Here is a 20,269-nt window from a genome sequence, read left to right as displayed (position 1 = left end):
TGTTAAAGCTTTTCTAAATTATCCAAGCACCAGTTAGCACGTTTGAGAGTGGCTTGCTGTACAGATTCATCCTGTTTATACCAGTTGTTATAAATCATACCGATACGTGGGTTTTGTGATAGCTGTTGTTCGTGCTCTAACATAAAATGCCAATATAGGCTGTTGAATGGGCAAGCATCCTCAGTGGCTTTTTCTTTAATGTTGTAGCTACAATGTTTGCAGTAATCACTCATTTTGTTGATGTAATTTCCACTGGCTGCATAGGGCTTAGTGGCAATTAATCCCCCGTCAGCAAATTGGCTCATTCCCCGAGTGTTGGGTATTTCTACCCATTCTATGGCGTCGATATAAATACCTAAATACCATTCATCTACTTCACTTGGCTCAATAGCGGTTAATAAGCAAAAGTTACCCGTGATCATCAAACGTTGTATGTGGTGTGCATAAGCTGTCTGCAGGCTTTGTGTAATGGCATGGTGCATACAATTCATGTCTGTTTTGCCATGCCAAAAATAGTCGGGTAGGGGGCGCTTTGCATTTAAGGCATTTTTGCTGGCGTAATCAGGCATATTTTGCCAGTAAATACCACGTACATACTCGCGCCAACCGAGAACTTGCCGAATAAAACCTTCAACTTGTGCAATATCAATAGTTTGCTTATCAAAGCTAGTTAACACTTGCTCGATGACCTGCATCGGGTGCAGCATTTTAGTATTAAGGGCAAACGATAAACGGCTGTGATATAAAGACCATTGGTATTGAGACTGGCATGTCATGGCGTCTTGAAACTGACCAAAATGAACCAGTAAATGGTCGCAAAAAAAATCGAGTAACTGCTTTGCTTCAGCGCGAGTGGTTGGCCAAATTAACGTTTCGCTGCATTCACCGAAGGTGCTTACTTTGTGCTTTTCTATTCGTTTAAGGATGTGGCTAACATCGTGACCAAAACACAAAGGTTCTGGGATTTCTTTAAGATCGTTCGGTTTTAACTTGTTTCTATTTTGCTGATCAAAATTCCATTTGCCCCCACGAGGTTGATTATCATCGTCCATTAAAATATTAAAACGTTTGCGCATTGCACGATAAAAAAACTCCATTTTTACCGGCTTATTTGGCTTAAAGTGCTGGTCAATATCATTAAAAGGTAGTAGAAAGTGTTCCGAATCAACTGCATTGACATTAAATTCGCTCTGCTGTGAAAAGTCTGCAAGTTGCTTTTTAAGGCGGTATTCGTCTGGATATTGGTACTCAATATTCTGGCATTGATAATGTTTAGCTAACCGGGTCAGTAGCTCTGGTAGTGAGTCATCATCTTGTGTGTCATCGAGTGTCAGATGCAGGCAGTTTAAATTCGCTTTTGTCAGTGCATTAGCAAAGTTTTCCATTGCAGCAAAGAAGGCGACCACTTTTTGCAGGTGGTGCTTTACGTAGTTGGTTTCTTGTTTTAATTCGGCGATGACATAAAGCGTGTCTGGTTGTGATTTTTCTTTAAACCAGCTGTGGCTTGCATTAAGTTGATCGCCAAAAATAAATCTTAAGGTGGTGTATTGCACTTCTAATAGCCTTTGCAGCAAGTAATCTAGGTAACTACGAAGCAATCACAAAGATAGATCGATAAATATAGTCTATAAAAGGTACATTAGTGGCATTTTTAATGAGTCATTACTAAGGAAGGGTCGAGATGAAAATTAACTTACATTTACTATTTATAAGCCTGTTAGTTTGCCCTTTGGCCCACAGCACTGTTTATCACTGTGAGAAAAACGGTGTTGCTGAATTTAGCCAACAGCCCTGTGGCAAAGATGCAAAGTTGATTACCATTAAAGAACAAAATCCACACCTTTCGGGCGCGTCAGATAATGCTGCACAAGCATCAGTTGGTAAAGATACCGCTGAGGTTGATCGTTATATTCGTTTAAAGCAAATTGATGCGCAAATAGCAGAACATAACAATAAAATTGATACATTCAAGCTCAAAATGGACAGGGAAATAGTGGCTTTATCTGAGCAATCAGATGCTCAGCTACGTAACTTGGTGGGGGCTAAAAAACAAGCTGCAATCGCCAAACAAATGACCGCAGTATCTGAGCGTTACGGCGTGCTTATCGACAGTGAGCAGCGCAGTATTGATAGACTCACGGCTGAAAAATACACTTTAACTTCATCTGCAAATACGGTTGCTAATAATGAGGTTGCTAGTTTTATTCGCTCAAAACAAATTATGCGTAAAATTTCAGAGCATGAAAATAAAATTGATACCTATCAAAGTGAGTTAAACATGCAAATGTCAGAGCTTGAGCAACAACTAAGTAGCCGCCCTCGTAATTTAGCTGATGCGAATAGCGATAACGCATTAGCTGACAAAATGACAGCTTTAACGAGTCGTTTTAACACCTTAATCGCCATTGAACAAAAGCAAATAGATAGGCTCAACAGCGAATTGACCAAGCTATGAGCTTAAGCGTGCTGGGCAATAGGCGCTAAACGACACCACATTTGAATAAGCAAACAAGTAACTTTTTACGATGTTGGCAAATATTCTCGTAGCTTGCAGCCAAGCTTGATGTAATTGCGTACTAATGTGATGAATATACGACTTGCGAGTATCAATAAAGGCTTCGCAAAGGATATCGATATCCTCAAATGACACGTTTAAAAAGCTCAGATTATTCGCTAAATAATGAATAAACGGCGTGACTTGCTGTAAGTCATCGAGGTGACTTACTACTTTGTTGAGCGCACAGTAAAGAATATAGCTGCGCTTAGTTATGCTTTCTTGCTCAGGCACTGTCATGGTTAATTGACGAGCACTAAGACTGCGATGATATGCGCTTGTAAACTGATGAAAATCCGGTTTTAGCAATTCAATATCTTGTAGTAACAGTCTTTTTTGAAATGAAGATAGACTCATAGTAAATCGCTTAATAGCCAAAGCTATAGGTTGTTCTTATTATATGACTAAATATAGACGAGAATTTTCGATTATGGGAAATTTTATGACAAGGTTGTCATAAAATTTTTAGGCAAAAAATAGTCTAACTAATTCATGTAGGAAGGTTGCTAATTGAGCGCTACATGCTTATAATAGCCGCCATTGAATTGAGGTGTTTAGCACTCGATTAAATGATATTAAGTTACTTTTAATATCTATTGGCGCGGGATGGAGCAGCCTGGTAGCTCGTCGGGCTCATAACCCGAAGGTCGTCGGTTCAAATCCGGCTCCCGCAACCAAATACATGCTAAGGCATTGTAATTGTACTTAGTATGCACAGTAATTTTTACTGTATGAAGTCGCGCATTCTGGTAATGCGCGTTTTGCGTTTAGGCTATCTAGTTTAATTTAGTCAGGTGACTGACTCGCAACCAAGCTTGGCCCTAGGCCACACAGTTTTATGCTTTAGGTGTGACGCCCCGCTTGGTTCGGGGCGTTGTTGTATCTGCTTGGCGGTGATTTTAAATCATTATTAAACTCAGTATTTCAGGGCTATATGCCCTTTTTTTGTTTGTATGGAGGATTTTCGTGACAAAACTTGAGCAAGATTTAGTAGCCATGCTCTCACCGGCCGTTGAAATGTTAGGCTTTGAGTTACATGGTCTTGAGTTTGTGCAAGCTGGTCGCCACTCTACATTACGTGTTTATATCGATCACGATGCAGGGATTACGGTTGACAATTGTGCCGACGTTAGTCGTCAAGTTAGCGCAATTTTAGACGTCGAAGACCCAATTACAAATGAATATGATTTGGAAGTTTCGTCTCCTGGTGTTGATCGTCCATTATTCAAACAAGATCACTACGAGAAGGCGCAAGGAGAAGAAGTACGCGTGCGTACAAAGCTTCCGCAAGATGGTCGTCGTAACTTTAAAGGCGATTTAGTATCAGTTAGCAGTGATATGATCACACTTTCAGCAGATGGCGCTGAGCATATGATTATGCTTAGTAACATTGAACGTGCGAACATCATCGCAAAGTTTTAATTCGAGTGCGAAGGAATAGGGCAAGCGAGGCATAACCCATGGCAAAAGAAATATTATTGGTTGCTGAAGCCGTCTCCAATGAGAAAGCGGTTCCAAAAGAAAAGATTTTTGAAGCGTTAGAGTTCGCATTAGCGACTGCAACAAAGAAAAAACACGATGGCGAAATCGAAGTTCGCGTATCAATCGACCGTAAAACAGGTGATTACGACACATTCCGTCGTTGGAAGATTGCTGAAGTTCTTGAAGATGGTTCTTTAGAAAATCCTTACAGCGAAATCACACTTGAAGCGGCACAGGTTGAAGACGAAAGCCTACAATTAGGTGATTACGTTGAAGAACAAATTGAGTCAATCAAGTTTGACCGTATTACAACACAAATGGCTAAGCAAGTTATCGTACAAAAAGTACGTGAAGCTGAGCGTGCATTGGTGGTTGAAGAATACAAAGATCAACAAGGCGAATTAGTAACAGGTGTTGTTAAAAAAGCAACCCGTGATGCAATCGTACTTGACCTTGGTAACAATGCTGAAGCGGTTATCTACCGTGATGATATGTTACCGCGTGAAAACTTCCGTCCAGGTGACCGTATCCGTGGTCTTCTTTACGAAGTTAAGCCAGAAGCACGTGGCGCGCAGTTATTTGTAACGCGTTCTAAGCCAGAAATGCTAATGGAACTTTTCCGCATTGAGGTGCCAGAGATTGGCGAAGAGATGATTGAACTACGTGCAGCTGCACGTGATCCAGGTTCTCGTGCAAAAATCGCGGTAAAATCTAACGACAAACGTATCGACCCAGTAGGTGCGTGTGTTGGTATGCGTGGTGCACGTGTACAAGCAGTTTCAACTGAGCTTGGTGGTGAGCGTGTTGATATCGTTCTTTACGATGACAACCCAGCGCAATTCGTTATCAATGCAATGGCGCCAGCAGAAGTTGCGTCAATCGTAATGGATGAAGATACACATTCAATGGATATCGCTGTTGAAGCTGATAACCTAGCACAAGCAATCGGTCGTAATGGTCAAAACGTTCGTCTTGCTAGCCAGTTAACTGGTTGGGAATTAAACGTAATGACAGTTGATGACATGCGTGAAAAGAACGAAGCGGAATCAGATAAGCTAATCAACTTATTCACTGAGTACCTAGATATAGATGATGAGTTTGCAACATTACTTATCAACGAAGGTTTCTCTACACTTGAAGAAGTGGCTTACGTACCAGCATCAGAATTCCTAGAAATCGACGGTTTAGATGAAGAAACAGTTGATATCTTACGTTCACGTGCAAAAGACGCATTAACAACGAAAGCGCTTAAAACTGAAGAAAGCCTAGAAGGTGCAGAACCTGCAGAAGACCTACTAGCGCTTGAAGGCTTAGAGCGTCACCTTGCATTTGTTATGGCAAGTAAAGGTGTAATAACACTAGAAGACTTAGCTGAGCAAGGCATTGATGAGTTAGTAGACATCACTGAACTTTCAGAAGAAGAAGCTGGCAAGCTAATTATGGCTGCGCGTAACATTTGTTGGTTCGCAGACGAGTAATTTATTAACGGAGGTATTACACACTATGGCAGAAGTAAATGTTGAAAAACTAGCCGGAGATATTGGTACAACTGTTGATAAATTACTACAGCAGCTAGAACAAGCCGGTATTTCTAAAAAAGCAGGTGATATGGTAACTGAGTCTGAAAAGTCGACGTTATTAGATCACTTGAGCAAGCAGCACGGCGGCACGGGCTCAGAAGGCCCAGCTCGCATGACTTTGCAACGTAAAAGCAAAAGTACGCTAAGCGTAACTGGCTCTACAGGTAAAGCGAAGTCTGTGCAAGTTGAAGTACGTAAAACACGTACTTACGTTAAGAAAAGCGCCATTGAGCAACAGCAAGAAGAAGAGCGTTTAGCTGCAGAAGAAGCTGCACGTAAAGCAGCAGAGCTTAAAGCCCAGCAAGAAGCTGAGGAGCTTAAAGCGAAACAAGAGGCAGAGCGCAAAGCGAAAGAAGAAGCTGAGCGTAAAGCCAAAGAAGAGGCTAAACGTAAAGCTGAAGCTGAGCGTAAAGCGAAACAGAAGCAGATGACCCCAGAGCAAAGTGCTAAGTCTGAACAAGATCGCGCCGAAGCTGAGCGTCTGCAAAAAGAAGCAGAAGAGGCCGCATTGAGAAAAGCTGAAGAAGAAGCGAAACGTCAAGCAGAAGAGGCAAGAAAGCTAGCTGAAGAAAATGAAGCTCGCTGGAAAAAGGAAGAAGAAGAGCGTAAGCAGCGTGAAGAAAACGCTGATCACCACCTTACGACTTCAACTTACGCACGTGAAGCAGAAGATGAATCTGATGCACGTGAAGAGAATAGCGCTCGTCGTAAGAAAAAGAAAAAAGGACCTCAAAAAGATAAACACGCTGCCGGTCCTAAAGGTAAGAAAGGCAAGCTTAAAGCACCAACGTCTTTACAACATGGTTTCCAAAAACCAACGGCTGACGTGAAAAACGAAGTTCGTATCAGTGAAACAATCACTGTTGCTGAGCTTGCATCACGCATGGCAGTTAAAGGTGCTGAAGTTGTTAAAACGATGATGAAGATGGGTGACATGGTTACCATCAACCAAGTGATTGACCAAGAAACAGCGCAGCTTGTTGCTGAAGAAATGGGTCACAAGGTTATTATCGTTAAAGAAAACGAATTAGAAGAGAAAGTTCTAAACGACCGTAGCGAAGAAGGTACAGCTATTCCTCGTGCACCGGTTGTAACAGTAATGGGTCACGTTGACCACGGTAAAACGTCAACACTTGACTACATTCGTTCAGCAAAAGTTGCTTCTGGTGAGGCCGGTGGTATTACTCAGCACATTGGTGCATACCACGTTGAAACGAATGGCAACATGATTACTTTCTTAGATACTCCAGGCCACGCCGCGTTTACATCAATGCGTGCACGTGGTGCTAAAGCAACGGATATCGTAATCCTAGTAGTTGCTGCGGATGATGGTGTAATGCCACAGACTAAAGAAGCGGTTCAGCACGCGCGTGCTGCAGGCGTTCCTTTAATCATCGCAGTAAACAAAATGGATAAAGAAGGCATCGACCCAGATCGCGTTAAGAACGAGCTAGCACAATTAGACGTTATCCCAGAAGAGTGGGGTGGTGAAACACAGTTTGTACACATCTCTGCGAAAACTGGTTTAGGTATTGATGACCTACTTGAAGCGGTATTAATGCAAGCTGAGCTACTTGAGCTAACTGCGCCAGCTGAAGGTATGGCTGCAGGTGTTGTAATTGAATCGCGTCTAGATAAAGGTCGTGGTCCAGTTGCGTCAATCCTAGTTCAGTCTGGTACGCTTAACCAAGGTGATATCGTACTTTGTGGTCTTGAATATGGCCGTGTACGTGCGATGAAAGATGAGAACGGTAAAGACATCAAGTCTGCGGGTCCATCTATCCCAGTTGAGATTTTAGGTCTATCTGGTATCCCTGCTGCTGGTGATGAAGCAACAGTAGTTAAAGATGAGCGTAAAGCGCGTGAAGTAGCACTTTACCGTCAAGGTAAGTTCCGTGAAGTGAAGCTTGCTCGTCAACAAAAAGCGAAGCTTGAAAACATGTTTACGAACATGGCTGAAGGCGATGTATCAGAAGTTAACATCGTTCTTAAAGCTGACGTACAAGGTTCAATTGAAGCAATCGCTGATTCATTAACTAAGCTTTCTACTGATGAAGTTAAAGTGAAGATTGTTGGTTCAGGTGTAGGTGGTATCACTGAAACTGATGCAACTCTTGCAGCGGCGTCAAACGCAATCGTTGTTGGCTTTAACGTACGTGCTGATGCATCAGCTCGTAAAGTAATTGAGTCAGAAAACCTAGACTTACGTTACTACAGTGTAATCTACAGCCTGATTGAAGAAGTTAAACAAGCGATGTCAGGTATGCTTGCACCAGAATTCAAGCAAGAGATCATTGGTCTTGCTGAAGTTCGTGACGTGTTCAAGTCACCTAAGATTGGTGCAATCGCAGGTTGTATGGTTACTGAAGGTATCGTTAAGCGTAGCGCGCCTATCCGTGTACTTCGTGATAACGTGGTTATCTATGAAGGTGAACTTGAGTCACTACGTCGCTTTAAAGATGACGTTCAAGAAGTACGTAACGGTATGGAATGTGGTATCGGCGTTAAGAACTACAACGATGTTAAAGTTGGCGACCAAATCGAGGTATTCGAGACGGTTGAAGTACAACGTTCACTTTAATTTCGTTTAAGTTATTGCTTTAAATGGGGGCCTAGCCCCCATTTGTGTATTCGTAATTAAATTAACTTATTCTTTAACATCAATAAGTTATTATTTTAGAGTGAAATGAAATGAGAGAATTTTCTCGCACTGATCGTGTTGCACAGCAAATTCAAAAAGAGATTGCTGTTATTCTGCAACGCGAAATCAAAGATCCACGCTTAGGCATGGTGACAGTGTCTGCGGTTGAGGTATCTCGCGACTTATCTTACGCAAAAGTATTTATCACAGTGTTTAATACTGATGATGAAGATAAAGCCAAGCAAAGCGCTAAAATCTTAAATGAAGCAACGGGTTATATTCGTTCTTTATTAGGTAAACGTATTCGTGCGCGCATCATGCCTGAGTTACGTTTTGTGATCGATAACTCGCTTATGGAAGGTATGCGTATTTCAAACTTGGTTGACTCAGTTATTCGTGAAGACAATGCCAAGCATGTAGACGAAGATGACAGCGAAGAAGGCACTAAAGACTAATGGCTAGACGCAGTAAAGGTCGTGCTATTGACGGCATCTTATTACTTAATAAGCCGCAAGGTATTTCATCAAACAAAGCATTGCAGCAAGCAAAGGGAATTTACTTTGCTCAAAAAGCAGGCCACACCGGTGCGCTTGATCCGCTCGCGACGGGTATGCTGCCTATTTGTTTTGGTGAAGCGACTAAGTTTACCCAGTTCTTGCTTGATACTGACAAAACCTATGTTGTACGCGCCAAACTTGGTGAGCGAACCACGACCTCTGATTCAGATGGTGAAGTGGTTGAAACGCGCGATGTATCGGTCACCCGTGAACAATTAGCTGAGCAAATTGCCAGTTTCTTAGGTGAGTCGGATCAATACCCTTCGATGTACTCTGCGCTTAAATACCAAGGTCAGCCTTTGTATAAATATGCTCGCGAAGGTATCGAAGTGCCGCGTAAGTGTCGAAAAATTAATGTATTTAGTTTAACGCTTGATGAGTTTGATGAAGCTAATAATGAAGTACAAATGACGGCACATGTGTCTAAAGGCACTTATATACGTACTATTGTTGACGACTTAGGTGAAAAGCTTGGCTGTGGTGCGCATGTCATCATGTTACATCGCAGTGCAGTTGGCCATTATCCAAGTGAAAAAATGGTCACTCTTGAGCAACTTGAAGAAAAGCTACAGCAAGCAAAAGCAGACGATGTTGCGCCTTCAAGCTACCTAGATGAGCTACTATTGCCAATGGATACTGCTTTGGTTGATTTACCTGTAATTGAGATTACTCAAGAGCAGGGCGTGGCATTTAGTCATGGTCAAACAGTCGTGATTGGCAAGCCTGTACCAGATGGTGTGGTAAAGGTAATGGCTGATGGAGTGTTCATTGGCACCGGTGAGCGTCATAAAGACGGTCACTTAAAATCAAAGCGTGGCTTATCAAATCAACTGCCTGAGTAAAGATTACCTTGTAGTTATTAGCAAAGCTGGGTAGAATACGCCCCGCTCAATCGTTTTGGCTGAATTAGTGATCGGCTAAAACACAATTTAAATTAATTTTTGGAGTTACTATGTCACTAAGCAATCAAGAAAAAGTTGAAATCATCGCTAAATTTGCACGCGCTGAAGGCGACACTGGTTCACCTGAAGTACAAGTTGCACTTCTAACTTTCGATATCAACAAGCTTCAAGGTCACTTTGCTAGCCACAAGCACGACTTCCACTCACGTCGTGGTCTTCTTCGCAAAGTAAGCCAACGCCGTAAACTGCTTGACTACCTTAAAGGTAAAGACATTGCACGTTACACTGCGTTAATCCAAGAGCTTGGCCTACGTCGCTAAGAACTAGATTACGAGAAAAGGGGCTATTTAGCCCCTTTTTTTGTGCGCGCATGAAAGGTATACTAGCGCACACCTAGGTAGTGGATACTGCTTAGATATCAAAAAACATCATTGCCAATTGTAGTACTTAATCGTGTTTTCATAAGCACAATTAAGTACTGTAATTGGTACTTTGATGGACTATTTTTTACCAATTCGGAGCACAGCTCTGAGTTGCTTTTACATTTAAAGGACATTTTTAAGTGCAAGCAATTATTAAAGAATTTCAACTAGGTCAACACACAGTGACCCTAGAAACAGGTGCTATCGCTCGTCAAGCTGACGGCGCAGTACTAGCAAGCATTGGCGATACTTCAGTATTAGTTACTGTTGTTGGTAAGCGTGATGCACAACCTGGTCAAGACTTCTTCCCACTAACAGTTAACTACCAAGAGCGTATGTACGCTGCGGGTCGTATCCCTGGTGGTTTCCTTAAGCGTGAAGGTCGTCCTAACGATGGCGAAACACTTATCGCTCGTCTAATCGACCGCCCAATCCGTCCACTTTTCCCAGACGGTTTCGTAAACGAAGTGCAAGTAATCGCGACAGTTGTTTCTGTTAACCCAGAAATCCAACCTGACATGGTTGCTATGATTGGTACTTCAGCAGCACTTGCTATCTCTGGTATTCCATTCAATGGTCCTATCGGTGCATCACGTGTTGGTTTCATCAACGGTGAATACGTACTTAACCCAACACTAGCTGAGCTTGAAGAAAGCCAATTAGACCTAGTTGTTGCTGGTACTGATAACGCAGTACTTATGGTTGAATCAGAAGCTGAAACACTATCTGAAGACGTAATGTTAGGTGCGGTTGTTTATGGTCATGAGCAATCTCAAGCTATCATCAACGCAATCAACGAGTTCAAAGCTGAAGCTGGTAAACCTGCTTGGGATTGGACTGCACCAGAGAAAAACGTAACACTTGCTGAGAAAATCTCTGCAATTGCTGCTGATAAAGTAGGTGAAGCATACCGCATCACTGACAAAGTAGCGCGTAAAGAAGCACTAGGTGCAGCGAAAGAAGAAGTTGTTGCTACATTAACAGCTGAACTTGCTGAAGGCGAAGAGCTAGATACGCAAGAAGTTGGCAAACTATTCGGTTCTTTAGAAAAAGAAATCGTTCGTGGCCGTATCATCGCTGGTGAAAAACGTATCGATGGTCGTGAACCAGATATGGTTCGTGCACTAGACGTAATGACAGGTGTTTTACCACGTACTCACGGCTCTGCAATCTTCACGCGTGGTGAGACGCAAGCACTTGTAACTGCAACGCTTGGTACTGAGCGTGATTCACAGTTAATCGACGACTTAACAGGTACTAACAAGCATCACTTCATGCTTCACTACAACTTCCCTCCGTTCTGCGTAGGTGAAACAGGTTTTGTAGGCTCTCCTAAGCGTCGTGAAATTGGTCACGGTAACCTAGCTAAGCGTGGTATTGCTGCGGTACTACCTACACTTACTGACTTCCCATACTCAATCCGTGTTGTTTCAGAAATCACTGAATCAAACGGTTCATCGTCTATGGCATCAGTATGTGGTACGTCACTAGCACTTATGAACGCAGGTGTACCAATCAAAGCATCTGTTGCTGGTATCGCGATGGGTCTAGTTAAAGAAGGCGACGATTTCGTTGTTCTTTCAGATATCTTAGGTGATGAAGATCACTTAGGTGACATGGACTTTAAAGTAGCGGGTACTTCAAACGGTATCACTGCACTACAAATGGATATCAAGATCGAAGGTATCACTAAAGAAATCATGCAAATCGCTCTTAAACAAGCGAAAGCAGCACGTCTACACATCTTAGGTGTTATGGACGAAGCGATTGCAGCACCTTCTGAAGAGTTATCTCAATTCGCACCACGCATCTACACAATGCAAATCCCTGCGAAGAAAATTGCTGAAGTTATCGGTAAAGGTGGCGCAACTATCCGTCAACTTACTGAAGAAACTGGCACAACGATCGAAATCGAAGATGATGGTACAATCAAGATCGCTGCGACTGACGGCATCAGCGCAAACGATGCAATCAAGCGTATCGAGCAACTAACTGCTGAACTAGAAGTAGGTACTATCTACACTGGTAAAGTTGTACGTATCGTTGATTTTGGTGCGTTCGTTAATATCCTTCCGGGTAAAGACGGTCTAGTGCACATTTCACAAATCAGCACAGAGCGTGTTAACAACGTAACTGACCACCTAAGCGAAGGCCAAGAAGTTAAAGTTAAAGTTCTTGAAGTAGATCGCCAAGGTCGTGTACGTCTAAGCATCAAAGAAGCAATGGAACCAGCTGCTGAAGAAAAAGCAGAAGAGTCTAAAGACGCTTAATGATGATTGAATAACCAGTTATTTGCTGGATATAAGAAAAAGGGGCTGTTTAGCCCCTTTTTTTATGCTTTAATGAAACCTATCCGCTTCGCCTTTGTCTACAGAGAATTCAGGTATTAAGGAATTTAATGATTTTTAAACACTTAGCATTGACCGCTGTGGCTATTTTTTCTTTAAGTGCATGTCAAACAACTTCACAACCTGAGTCAGTCCCTATTGTTAATGTGCCTTTTACCGCACCATTAGCGCCTGATTTTCGAAACGAAATTACGATTGCTCGATATTCTGAACTACTAAATCGTGCTGATTTAAGTGCCGAGCAACAAGCCAAACTTTATTACGATCGCGGTGTATTATTTGACAGCTTAGGTATGTCGACCTTGGCGCGTATTGACTTTAACCGTGCGATTAAGCTTAAACCAGACCTAGCAGAGGTGTATAACTTCTTAGGCATTCATCACACACTAATGCAGCAGTATGAACAAGCTTATGAGTTCTTTGATTCGGCACTTGAGCTTAACGAGCAACATGAGTATGCCTATTTAAATCGTGGTATTGCCCTTTACTATGGTGACCGTCCATCACTTGCACAAGATGATTTACAGCAGTTTTTAAATCGTTCACCGAGCGACCCTTACCGTGTGCTATGGCTTTATTTAGCTCAATCAGAAGCTGATAAAGCGCAGGCTTTAATTGATTTACAAGCTAACTCGCAGGGTGTTGATGAGTCTCAATGGGGTTACCAACTGTTGGCACTTTATTTAGGTGACATCAGTGAGTTTGAGTTTTTATCTGGCATTATTGAAGGTGTAACTTCAGAGCAAGAGTATGCGCATCGCTTATGCGAAGCTTATTTCTACCTAGCGAAGATGCATCAAGCGGCGGGTGATAACTATCTTGCTGCCGATTACTTTAGACTTGCCCTTGCCACCAATGTGCATGAGTTTGTTGAATACAAATATGCCCGCTTAGAGCTTGAGTTAATGGCTGGTGAAAACGCAAGCTAAGGTTTCTTTTACTGCTATTCTATTACTGAGCTTGGGTTTCGTACCAAGCTCAGTGTCTCGTTTTATTCCCGCTTACGCTTATTACGCAAATACTACTCCTTCACAAGCAACAGCTATCTATCATTTGGCACCCAGCGCCATTAATTTGCAGCATTTAGTGCTGAGTAACTCACAGCTTCGTCAGTTAGCAACGCTTAATGATAGTAATGCGGCGTATCAGCTTGCGCTCAGATTTTTGCAGCAACAAAATTACACTGCAGCAAAGTTATGGTGGCAGCCTTACTTTGCTAAATTCAATTTAGCTCAGCAACAAACCTTAGCGGAGCAGCTAGTCAGAGCAAACCAGTGGCTCGATATAAGTTACCTAGGTAAAGCTGGCAAGTTACCAGAGGGAAATGCCAAGCAAGCTTGGCTGTTGCAGCAACAAATGCCGCCAGCTCAAATTGACCCAGCTTATGCGCAGCAACAGCAATTAGCCTTATCAACATCAAGTGTACAAGCAAGCAGTCAGTGCCAATTTAATATTTTAATGATGACAGATCATTACAAGGGCATTGATACTTTAAAGCAGTATAAGCAGCAATACAGTAAAGCGCCTGAGCCTGCAAAAGGCAGCTTTTGTTTTACTGACGTTGTTTATGTTGCTGATAAGTTTAGTTGTGATGATAGTAGTGGGGCGCTTAAGTGTAACTGGCAAAATGCGGCAGCGCATCCCTGGCCTGAAGGTTTTGACTTTATTGTGATGATGTCAAAGCAAGGGGCTGCTAATGTGCTTGGCGGGATTATGCATATCAATTCATCGCAATCTTATGCGGTATTTTTACATGAGCTAATGCATTTCAATGGCTTTGAAGATGAGTATGTTTTAGCAGAGCAAAAACAACAGTGGCTGTGTAAGCAACAGGGGCTGGTTGCGCCAAATCTGTTTATTGCAAATAAGGTTTCCCCACCAAAAGGCTGGCAAAAAAGTATCGCTTGTAGCAATCAGTTAGCCTATAAACCAAGCCCTAATTGGTCGATTATGCAGTACCAAACTATGAGCCTGTCTGAGCAATACCGTGAGCTTTGGCAAAAACAAATTAACCAGCCCTTAACAAAGCCGATTCGGTTTTCTGAATATTTTGCCTTTTTAGGCTTAAAGCCAGTGTTTACAACAGCTTCCAAAGAGCAGAAATTTTCTGACTAATCGTCTATTTATTGCTATTTTAGTATGCGAAGTGGTTAAATGTTGTGCGAATAGGTGTGTCTCCTATAGACAAAATAGCACCTGATCAGTATAACTATACGCATTGTAAGCTTTTTTTGAAGCCAACTTTTAACCATCCAAATGAACAGTACGCAACTAATTAAAACTAGAGCGGTATTGATATTCTTATGACACTAAAAGGCTCCTAATTATGACTTTGCTCTGGATACCCCTGTTATCCTTAATCGGCAGTGTTATTTCATCCTGCACTTCAAAACTAACACGTAACCAAAGCACTGCTTTGACCATGTTAGCGCCTTTGATTGCCCTTGGAATTGTATTTTCGTATACCCCTGCAGTCTTTTCTGGTGAAACAATTCGCTACACTGCTGAGTGGATCCCTCTTTTAAACATGCAAGTCTCGTTTCGACTTGATGGTTTAACGTTACTTTTTCTATATATGATCTTGGGTATCGGTACCCTGGTGATTTTTTATGCGCGTTATTACTTAAGTAGTAGCGACTCAATGCCAAAGCTATACTGCTATTTAATGCTCTTTATGACCGCAATGGTCGGCATCGTGATGTCGAATAATGTGATCCAGCTATGGTTTTTCTGGGAGCTCACCAGTATTAGCTCGTTCTTATTGATTAGCTATTGGTGGCATAAGTCAGAAGCTCGCAAAGGCGCACGTATGGCACTAGCTATTACTGGTGCCGGCGGTCTTGCGTTACTAGCAGGTTTATTACTAATTGGTGATATTGTTGGTAGCTATAATCTTGATGTTATTTTAGCAAGCAAAGCGCTTATTCAATCTCATGCACTTTATGAGGCTGCGCTTGTATTAGTGCTTTTAGGTGCATTTACTAAATCTGCACAATTTCCATTTCATTTTTGGTTACCACATGCGATGGCGGCACCTACACCAGTCAGTGCCTACCTACACTCTGCAACCATGGTTAAAGCAGGTATCTTTTTATTAGCGCGTTTTTATCCTGCGCTTTCAGGTACAGATACATGGTTTATCTTAGTGGCAATGACGGGTTTGGCGACTTTATTGGTTGGCGCTTATATCGCGTTATTTAAGCATGATTTAAAAGGCTTACTGGCGTATTCAACAATCAGCCATTTAGGTTTAATTACCTTACTGCTTGGTTTAGACACTGAGCTTGCTACAGTGGCTGCTATCTTCCACATTATTAACCACGCAACGTTTAAAGCGTCGTTATTTATGGCAACGGGTATCATTGACCATGAAACTGGCACCCGTGATATGCGTAAACTTAATGGTATGTGGCGATTTATGCCGTATACCGCCACACTTGCTATGGTGGCAGCTGCAGCTATGGCGGGCGTGCCACTGTTAAATGGTTTCTTGTCGAAAGAAATGTTCTTTGCCGAAACGCTACACCAGCAAGTACTTGGTTCTATGTCGTGGTTAATTCCAGTGTTAGCGACTATTGCTGGTGCACTCTCTGTCGCGTATTCAGCACGCTTTATTCACGACGTGTTTTTCAATGGCGACCCAATCGATTTGCCAAAACAGCCCCATGAGCCACCACGCTATATGCGTGTACCAATCGAAATTTTGGTTGTGCTGTGTTTACTCGTTGGTATGTTCCCGCACTTTGCGGTAAGTGATATTTTAGCTTCGGCGTCTTATGCAGTGCTTGGCGATGCAGCCCCAGATTATAAGCTATCTGTATGGCATGGCTTTAACTTACCTCTGTTAATGAGCTTTATTGCAACAAGCGTGGGTGTGATGATTTATGTGCAGCGTAAGCACCTGTTCCACTTCCAAGCGTCATTGCCAACTTTAAATGCTAAAAAAGGCTTTGAGCGTGGCTTATATAGCTTAATTAAATGGTCACAAGAAAAGATTAAACGAATCGAAAATGGCTCGTTACAGCGCTATGCCTTTGTAATGATTGCTGTGGTGCTTATGTGTGCGGGCTGGCCTTTATTTGAAATGCGCCAGTTAGCAGGAGCAAGCGAGTTAACGCCAATCGATTTCCATAATGCTATTGGTGCTGGCTTACTAATAATTGGTGCGCTGGCAACGGTTATTTGGCACCGCTCACGAATGATATCTTTGATTATGATTTCAATCGTAGGCCTGATGGTATCTGTTGCATTTACTCGATTCTCGGCGCCAGATTTAGCGCTGACTCAGTTAACGGTTGAAGTTGTTACCGTAATGCTACTGATGCTTGCACTGTTCTTTTTACCACAGCGTACTCCGAAAGAATCAAGCTCACTGCGTATTCTGCGTGACCTAGGTATCTCATCGGCAATTGGTGTGGTTGTGGCGAGTATTTGTTATGCGCTTCTGACAAGACCACTTGAGTCAATTTCTGACTTCTTTGTTGCCAATGCAAAAACTGGCGGTGGTGGTACTAACGTTGTAAACGTAATCCTCGTTGACTTTAGGGGTTTTGATACCTTAGGTGAAATTACCGTACTAGGTATTGCTGCATTAGGTATTTATAAGCTTCTTATTAACTTGCCGCTGTTTATGCCAGCAAGTGATAGTGAAGGGCGCCCATGGGCAAGAGAGCGTTACCCAATTCTACTGTCGAGTATTTCACAAAGCTTGTTACCACTAGCATTACTTGTGTCTGCGTATATTTTCTTACGTGGTCATAACTTACCAGGTGGTGGCTTTATTGCAGGACTGGTTACCGCGATTGCATTTATCTTGCAATATATGGCTAATGGTTCGCACTGGATTGCAGACAGATTTGACGTGAATTATCGTAAGATTATTGCGTCAGGTATTGCTATTGCATTGTTTACAGGTCTTGGAAGTTGGTTTTTCGAACGTCCATTCCTAACAACCTGGTTTGATTATTTTGATATTCCGCTAGTCGGCAAGACAGAACTTGCTAGTGCTATCGTATTTGATTTAGGTGTGTATTTAACTGTTGTAGGTGCAACGCTGATGATTTTAGCAAGTTTAGGTAAATTAACTGCTGATACACCCAAGCAAGAGGTAAATATTTAATGGAAGTATTGTACGCATCATGCGTCGGCGTGCTGGTTGCATGCGGAATTTACTTAATATTGCGGGCTCGTACCTTCCCAGTGGTACTCGGCCTGACTATGTTGTCGTATGCAGTTAACCTGTTTTTATTCTCTTCAGGTCGTTTAACTATTAACAAAGCTGCTGTACTTGGTACAGGCAGTGAGTATGCCGATCCACTCCCTCAAGCGCTGGTTTTAACAGCCATTGTAATTGGCTTTGCGATGACTGCTTTTGTGGTTATTTTAGCGATTCGTGGTCGTGCTGACTTGGGTAATGACCATGTTGATGGCCATCTTGTTAAGTCATCGAAGGAGCAAAAATGATTCAGCATTTAGCTTCTTTACCGATTTTAATTCCGATGTTGGCAGGGGTTATTTTACTCATGCCGCCATGTGGTAAAAACTTACATATTCGTCGTGTTTCGTCGGTTATTTTGTCGATTGTCACACTATTGGTCAGCGTTTATTTATTATTTCACGTAAATAGTACTGCACCGCTTGTTTATGCAATTGGTGATTGGTCTGCACCATTTGGTATTGTGCTGGTTGCCGATAGGCTAGCAACGCTACTGGTGCTACTTACCAGTTTCCTTGGTGCGGTCGTAGTGCTTTATAGCTGTGCTGGTGATGATAAAAAAGGGAGCTTTTTCCATCCGTTAGTGCACTTTTTAGTGTTAGGCGTAAATGGCGCCTTTTTAACTGGCGATGTATTTAACCTGTTTGTATTTTTTGAAGTGCTATTGATTGCTTCGTATTCATTATTGATGCATGCCGGCAACAAACAAAGCACTCGTGCTGCACTGCAGTACGTCATTTTAAACCTGATTGGTTCAAGCGTATTCTTAATTGCGCTGGGTGTACTTTATGGTGTGCTAGGCACATTGAACATTGCTGATTTAGCGCAAAAAGTACCACAGCTGACGGGCGATGATGTTTACCTTGCCAAAATTGGTGGCCTGCTGTTAATCGTGGTTTTTGCGTTAAAAGGCGCGTTATTACCGTTACATTTATGGCTACCGAATACCTACGCCAGTGCAATGCCATTAGTTGCTGCATTATTCGCGATTATGACCAAGGTCGGTGTGTATGCCATGTTGCGCGTGTATACCGTAATATTTGGTGATAATGCTGGTGAGCTTGCTCATATGGCACAGCCTTGGTTATGGGGCTTAGCACTTGCGACCATAGTGATGGGTGGTATTGGTGTGTTAGCAAGTCAAGATTTTAGAAAGCTTATTGCGAATCTGGTTGTTGTATCTGTAGGTACTTTAGTGGCATTGGTTGCGATTCAAAATATCTCTGCAACAGCTGCATTACTTTACTACTTAGTGCATTCAACCATCATTTGCGCAGCACTGTTTTTAATTGCTGATTTAATTGCTCAACAGCGCGGTAAAGTTGCTGACCGGTTAGTTGCAGGGCGCGCCGTTGCACAGCCATATTTACTTGGTACTTGTTTTGTAGTGGCTGCGCTTGCTGTTGTGGGTATGCCACCGTTATCTGGCTTTGTCGGCAAGGTATGGATTTTAAAGAGCACGCTAGATAGCGAAAAAGCCATGTTGTTTTGGCCAATATATCTAGTTTCGAGTTTAGCGTTATTAGTGGCGGTTTCACGAGCCGGTACCAGCTTATTTTGGGATCACACCCATAAAGACAGTGAAGCAATTGAAGGCACCAAAGCACACCCTGTTAAAGTGATAGCTGTAGTTGCATTACTTGCGTGTTCACCATTAATGGTTGTATTTGCAGGACCTATTTCAGACTATATGTTAGCAACGTCAGAGCAGTTGTTTGATATCAATACTAGCATCAACGCTGTATTACAAGGAGGCCAATAATGCGTTTAGAAGCTCGCTTTCGTTGGTTGCCAACACCATTTCGCAGTGTTTTATTATTCATTGTATGGCTGTTGTTAAATAACAGTGTGTCGCCAGGACATCTGTTTTTAGCTGCATTTTTTGCTATTACTATTCCGTGGATCACATTCCCATTTCGTGATCCACAGCCTCTTATTGTAAGGCCAGGTCTTGCGTTTAGGCACTTATTGTTAGTGCTGTACGATATTGTGACTGCTAACTTACAAGTTGCTCTGTTGATCCTTGGACCAACGAAAAAGTTACGCCCAGGTTTTATCAAAGTACCATTGGATTTAAGCCATGAAATGCCAATCACTATATTGGCAAGCACAGTATCTTTAACACCAGGTACAGTGAGCGCAGAGGTTTATCCTATTCCTGAGTCACTCGAAGAGGGCGAAGAAATTCAGCAGCGCTACTTATTGATTCATGTACTTGATTTAGCTGATGAACAAGCGTTAATTAATACTATTAAGCAGCGCTACGAAGCACCGCTTAAGGAGATTTTTCGATGCTAGATACCGTTTTTCTAATTGTTTTTGCAATGATCGCCATATCGTTATTGTTAAACCTATGGCGTTTAATTGCTGGGCCGTCGGTACCTGATCGTATATTGGCTTTAGATACTATGTTCATAAATACCATTGCTTTAATTATTCTGTATGGCATGAGCATGGGCACCGATTTATATTTTGAAGCCGCATTATTAATCGCCATGCTTGGCTTTGTGAGTACTGTAGCGGTATGTAAATACCTGCTACGTGGCGATATTATTGAATAAGGTAGCA

17 protein-coding genes and 1 tRNA gene are annotated in these 20,269 nt (G+C 42.3%); 16 read left to right on the top strand and 2 right to left on the bottom strand.

Annotated features, from left to right (window positions below; translation table 11 throughout):
* Positions 1–2: 2 nt before the first annotated feature.
* Positions 3–1,553: a cryptochrome/photolyase family protein gene (locus MTF66_RS18215; RefSeq protein ID WP_248527757.1), complete on the bottom strand. Its 1,551-nt coding sequence runs from the start codon at positions 1,551–1,553 to the stop codon at positions 3–5.
* A 128-nt stretch (positions 1,554–1,681) separates the two neighbouring features.
* Here MTF66_RS18215 and MTF66_RS18210 point away from each other — a divergent pair, with 128 nt between their 5' ends.
* On the top strand, positions 1,682–2,455 hold the full coding sequence (locus MTF66_RS18210; RefSeq protein WP_248527756.1) for a DUF4124 domain-containing protein: 774 nt from the start codon (positions 1,682–1,684) through the stop codon (positions 2,453–2,455).
* On the opposite strand, the gene MTF66_RS18205 is transcribed toward MTF66_RS18210, so the two are convergent.
* Positions 2,450–2,911 (bottom strand): hypothetical protein, encoded by a 462-nt coding sequence (locus MTF66_RS18205; RefSeq protein ID WP_248527754.1) that lies wholly within the window; start codon positions 2,909–2,911, stop codon positions 2,450–2,452. The genes MTF66_RS18210 and MTF66_RS18205 overlap by 6 nt on opposite strands.
* 243 nt (positions 2,912–3,154) lie before the next feature.
* On the opposite strand from MTF66_RS18205, the gene MTF66_RS18200 reads away from it, so the two are divergent.
* The 15 genes from MTF66_RS18200 (at position 3,155) to MTF66_RS18130 (ending at position 20,262) form a co-directional block, all read left to right on the top strand.
* Positions 3,155–3,231 (top strand) — tRNA-Met (locus MTF66_RS18200).
* Positions 3,232–3,520: 289 nt separating this feature from the next.
* The gene (gene rimP / locus MTF66_RS18195; protein ID WP_054562099.1) at positions 3,521–3,976 is read left to right on the top strand and encodes a ribosome maturation factor RimP; all 456 of its coding nucleotides are present in this window, start codon (positions 3,521–3,523) and stop codon (positions 3,974–3,976) included.
* A gap of 38 nt (positions 3,977–4,014) precedes the next feature.
* A complete protein-coding gene (gene nusA, locus MTF66_RS18190; protein ID WP_248527752.1) occupies positions 4,015–5,514 on the top strand; it encodes a transcription termination factor NusA in 1,500 nt (499 codons plus the stop codon).
* 25 nt (positions 5,515–5,539) lie between these two features.
* The gene (gene infB, locus MTF66_RS18185) at positions 5,540–8,197 is read left to right on the top strand and encodes a translation initiation factor IF-2 (protein ID WP_248527750.1); all 2,658 of its coding nucleotides are present in this window, start codon (positions 5,540–5,542) and stop codon (positions 8,195–8,197) included.
* A gap of 110 nt (positions 8,198–8,307) precedes the next feature.
* Positions 8,308–8,712, top strand: a complete 405-nt coding sequence (rbfA, locus tag MTF66_RS18180) for a 30S ribosome-binding factor RbfA (RefSeq protein ID WP_054553174.1) — start codon at positions 8,308–8,310, stop codon at positions 8,710–8,712.
* Positions 8,712–9,656: a tRNA pseudouridine(55) synthase TruB gene (truB, locus tag MTF66_RS18175; protein ID WP_054553173.1), complete on the top strand. Its 945-nt coding sequence runs from the start codon at positions 8,712–8,714 to the stop codon at positions 9,654–9,656. Before rbfA ends, truB begins: the two co-directional genes overlap by 1 nt.
* Before the next feature lie 110 nt (positions 9,657–9,766).
* On the top strand, positions 9,767–10,036 hold the full coding sequence (gene rpsO / locus MTF66_RS18170) for a 30S ribosomal protein S15 (RefSeq protein WP_054553172.1): 270 nt from the start codon (positions 9,767–9,769) through the stop codon (positions 10,034–10,036).
* 242 nt (positions 10,037–10,278) lie between these two features.
* Positions 10,279–12,408 carry a polyribonucleotide nucleotidyltransferase gene (gene pnp / locus MTF66_RS18165; RefSeq protein WP_054562096.1) on the top strand — a complete coding sequence of 710 codons (2,130 nt, stop codon included), beginning with the start codon at positions 10,279–10,281 and terminating at the stop codon, positions 12,406–12,408.
* A gap of 128 nt (positions 12,409–12,536) precedes the next feature.
* Positions 12,537–13,415 (top strand): lipoprotein NlpI, encoded by an 879-nt coding sequence (gene nlpI, locus MTF66_RS18160; RefSeq protein WP_248527749.1) that lies wholly within the window; start codon positions 12,537–12,539, stop codon positions 13,413–13,415.
* A complete protein-coding gene (locus MTF66_RS18155) occupies positions 13,399–14,601 on the top strand; it encodes a hypothetical protein (RefSeq protein ID WP_248527747.1) in 1,203 nt (400 codons plus the stop codon). The genes nlpI and MTF66_RS18155 overlap by 17 nt, the downstream gene beginning before the upstream one ends.
* A gap of 211 nt (positions 14,602–14,812) precedes the next feature.
* Complete coding sequence (locus MTF66_RS18150; protein ID WP_062566854.1) at positions 14,813–17,605, top strand: monovalent cation/H+ antiporter subunit A; 2,793 nt, start codon at positions 14,813–14,815, stop codon at positions 17,603–17,605.
* Positions 17,605–17,949, top strand: a complete 345-nt coding sequence (locus MTF66_RS18145) for a Na+/H+ antiporter subunit C (protein WP_054553167.1) — start codon at positions 17,605–17,607, stop codon at positions 17,947–17,949. The genes MTF66_RS18150 and MTF66_RS18145 overlap by 1 nt, the downstream gene beginning before the upstream one ends.
* Positions 17,946–19,463, top strand: coding sequence for a monovalent cation/H+ antiporter subunit D (locus MTF66_RS18140; RefSeq protein WP_248527745.1), 1,518 nt, complete (start codon positions 17,946–17,948; stop codon positions 19,461–19,463). Before MTF66_RS18145 ends, MTF66_RS18140 begins: the two co-directional genes overlap by 4 nt.
* Positions 19,463–19,999: a Na+/H+ antiporter subunit E gene (locus MTF66_RS18135; RefSeq protein WP_054553165.1), complete on the top strand. Its 537-nt coding sequence runs from the start codon at positions 19,463–19,465 to the stop codon at positions 19,997–19,999. Before MTF66_RS18140 ends, MTF66_RS18135 begins: the two co-directional genes overlap by 1 nt.
* The gene (locus tag MTF66_RS18130) at positions 19,993–20,262 is read left to right on the top strand and encodes a K+/H+ antiporter subunit F (protein WP_248527743.1); all 270 of its coding nucleotides are present in this window, start codon (positions 19,993–19,995) and stop codon (positions 20,260–20,262) included. Before MTF66_RS18135 ends, MTF66_RS18130 begins: the two co-directional genes overlap by 7 nt.
* Positions 20,263–20,269: the final 7 nt, after the last annotated feature.

It is taken from the genome of Pseudoalteromonas sp. 2CM39R, assembly GCF_023161845.1.
Note: the sequence above shows the minus strand (reverse complement) of the source record. Positions and strands in the feature narration are given on the sequence as shown.

Bases quoted from the DNA above. Each gene is read 5' to 3' on its own strand.
- MTF66_RS18210 (WP_248527756.1), top strand. From the start codon at position 1,682: ATGAAAATTAACTTACATTTACTATTTATAAGCCTGTTAGTTTGCCCT.
- truB (WP_054553173.1), top strand. From the start codon at position 8,712: ATGGCTAGACGCAGTAAAGGTCGTGCTATTGACGGCATCTTATTACTT.
- infB (WP_248527750.1), top strand. From the start codon at position 5,540: ATGGCAGAAGTAAATGTTGAAAAACTAGCCGGAGATATTGGTACAACT.
- nusA (WP_248527752.1), top strand. From the start codon at position 4,015: ATGGCAAAAGAAATATTATTGGTTGCTGAAGCCGTCTCCAATGAGAAA.
- rbfA (WP_054553174.1), top strand. From the start codon at position 8,308: ATGAGAGAATTTTCTCGCACTGATCGTGTTGCACAGCAAATTCAAAAA.
- MTF66_RS18130 (WP_248527743.1), top strand. From the start codon at position 19,993: ATGCTAGATACCGTTTTTCTAATTGTTTTTGCAATGATCGCCATATCG.
- MTF66_RS18135 (WP_054553165.1), top strand. From the start codon at position 19,463: ATGCGTTTAGAAGCTCGCTTTCGTTGGTTGCCAACACCATTTCGCAGT.
- nlpI (WP_248527749.1), top strand. From the start codon at position 12,537: ATGATTTTTAAACACTTAGCATTGACCGCTGTGGCTATTTTTTCTTTA.
- MTF66_RS18150 (WP_062566854.1), top strand. From the start codon at position 14,813: ATGACTTTGCTCTGGATACCCCTGTTATCCTTAATCGGCAGTGTTATT.
- MTF66_RS18140 (WP_248527745.1), top strand. From the start codon at position 17,946: ATGATTCAGCATTTAGCTTCTTTACCGATTTTAATTCCGATGTTGGCA.
- rpsO (WP_054553172.1), top strand. From the start codon at position 9,767: ATGTCACTAAGCAATCAAGAAAAAGTTGAAATCATCGCTAAATTTGCA.
- MTF66_RS18145 (WP_054553167.1), top strand. From the start codon at position 17,605: ATGGAAGTATTGTACGCATCATGCGTCGGCGTGCTGGTTGCATGCGGA.
- MTF66_RS18205 (WP_248527754.1), bottom strand. From the start codon at position 2,911: ATGAGTCTATCTTCATTTCAAAAAAGACTGTTACTACAAGATATTGAA.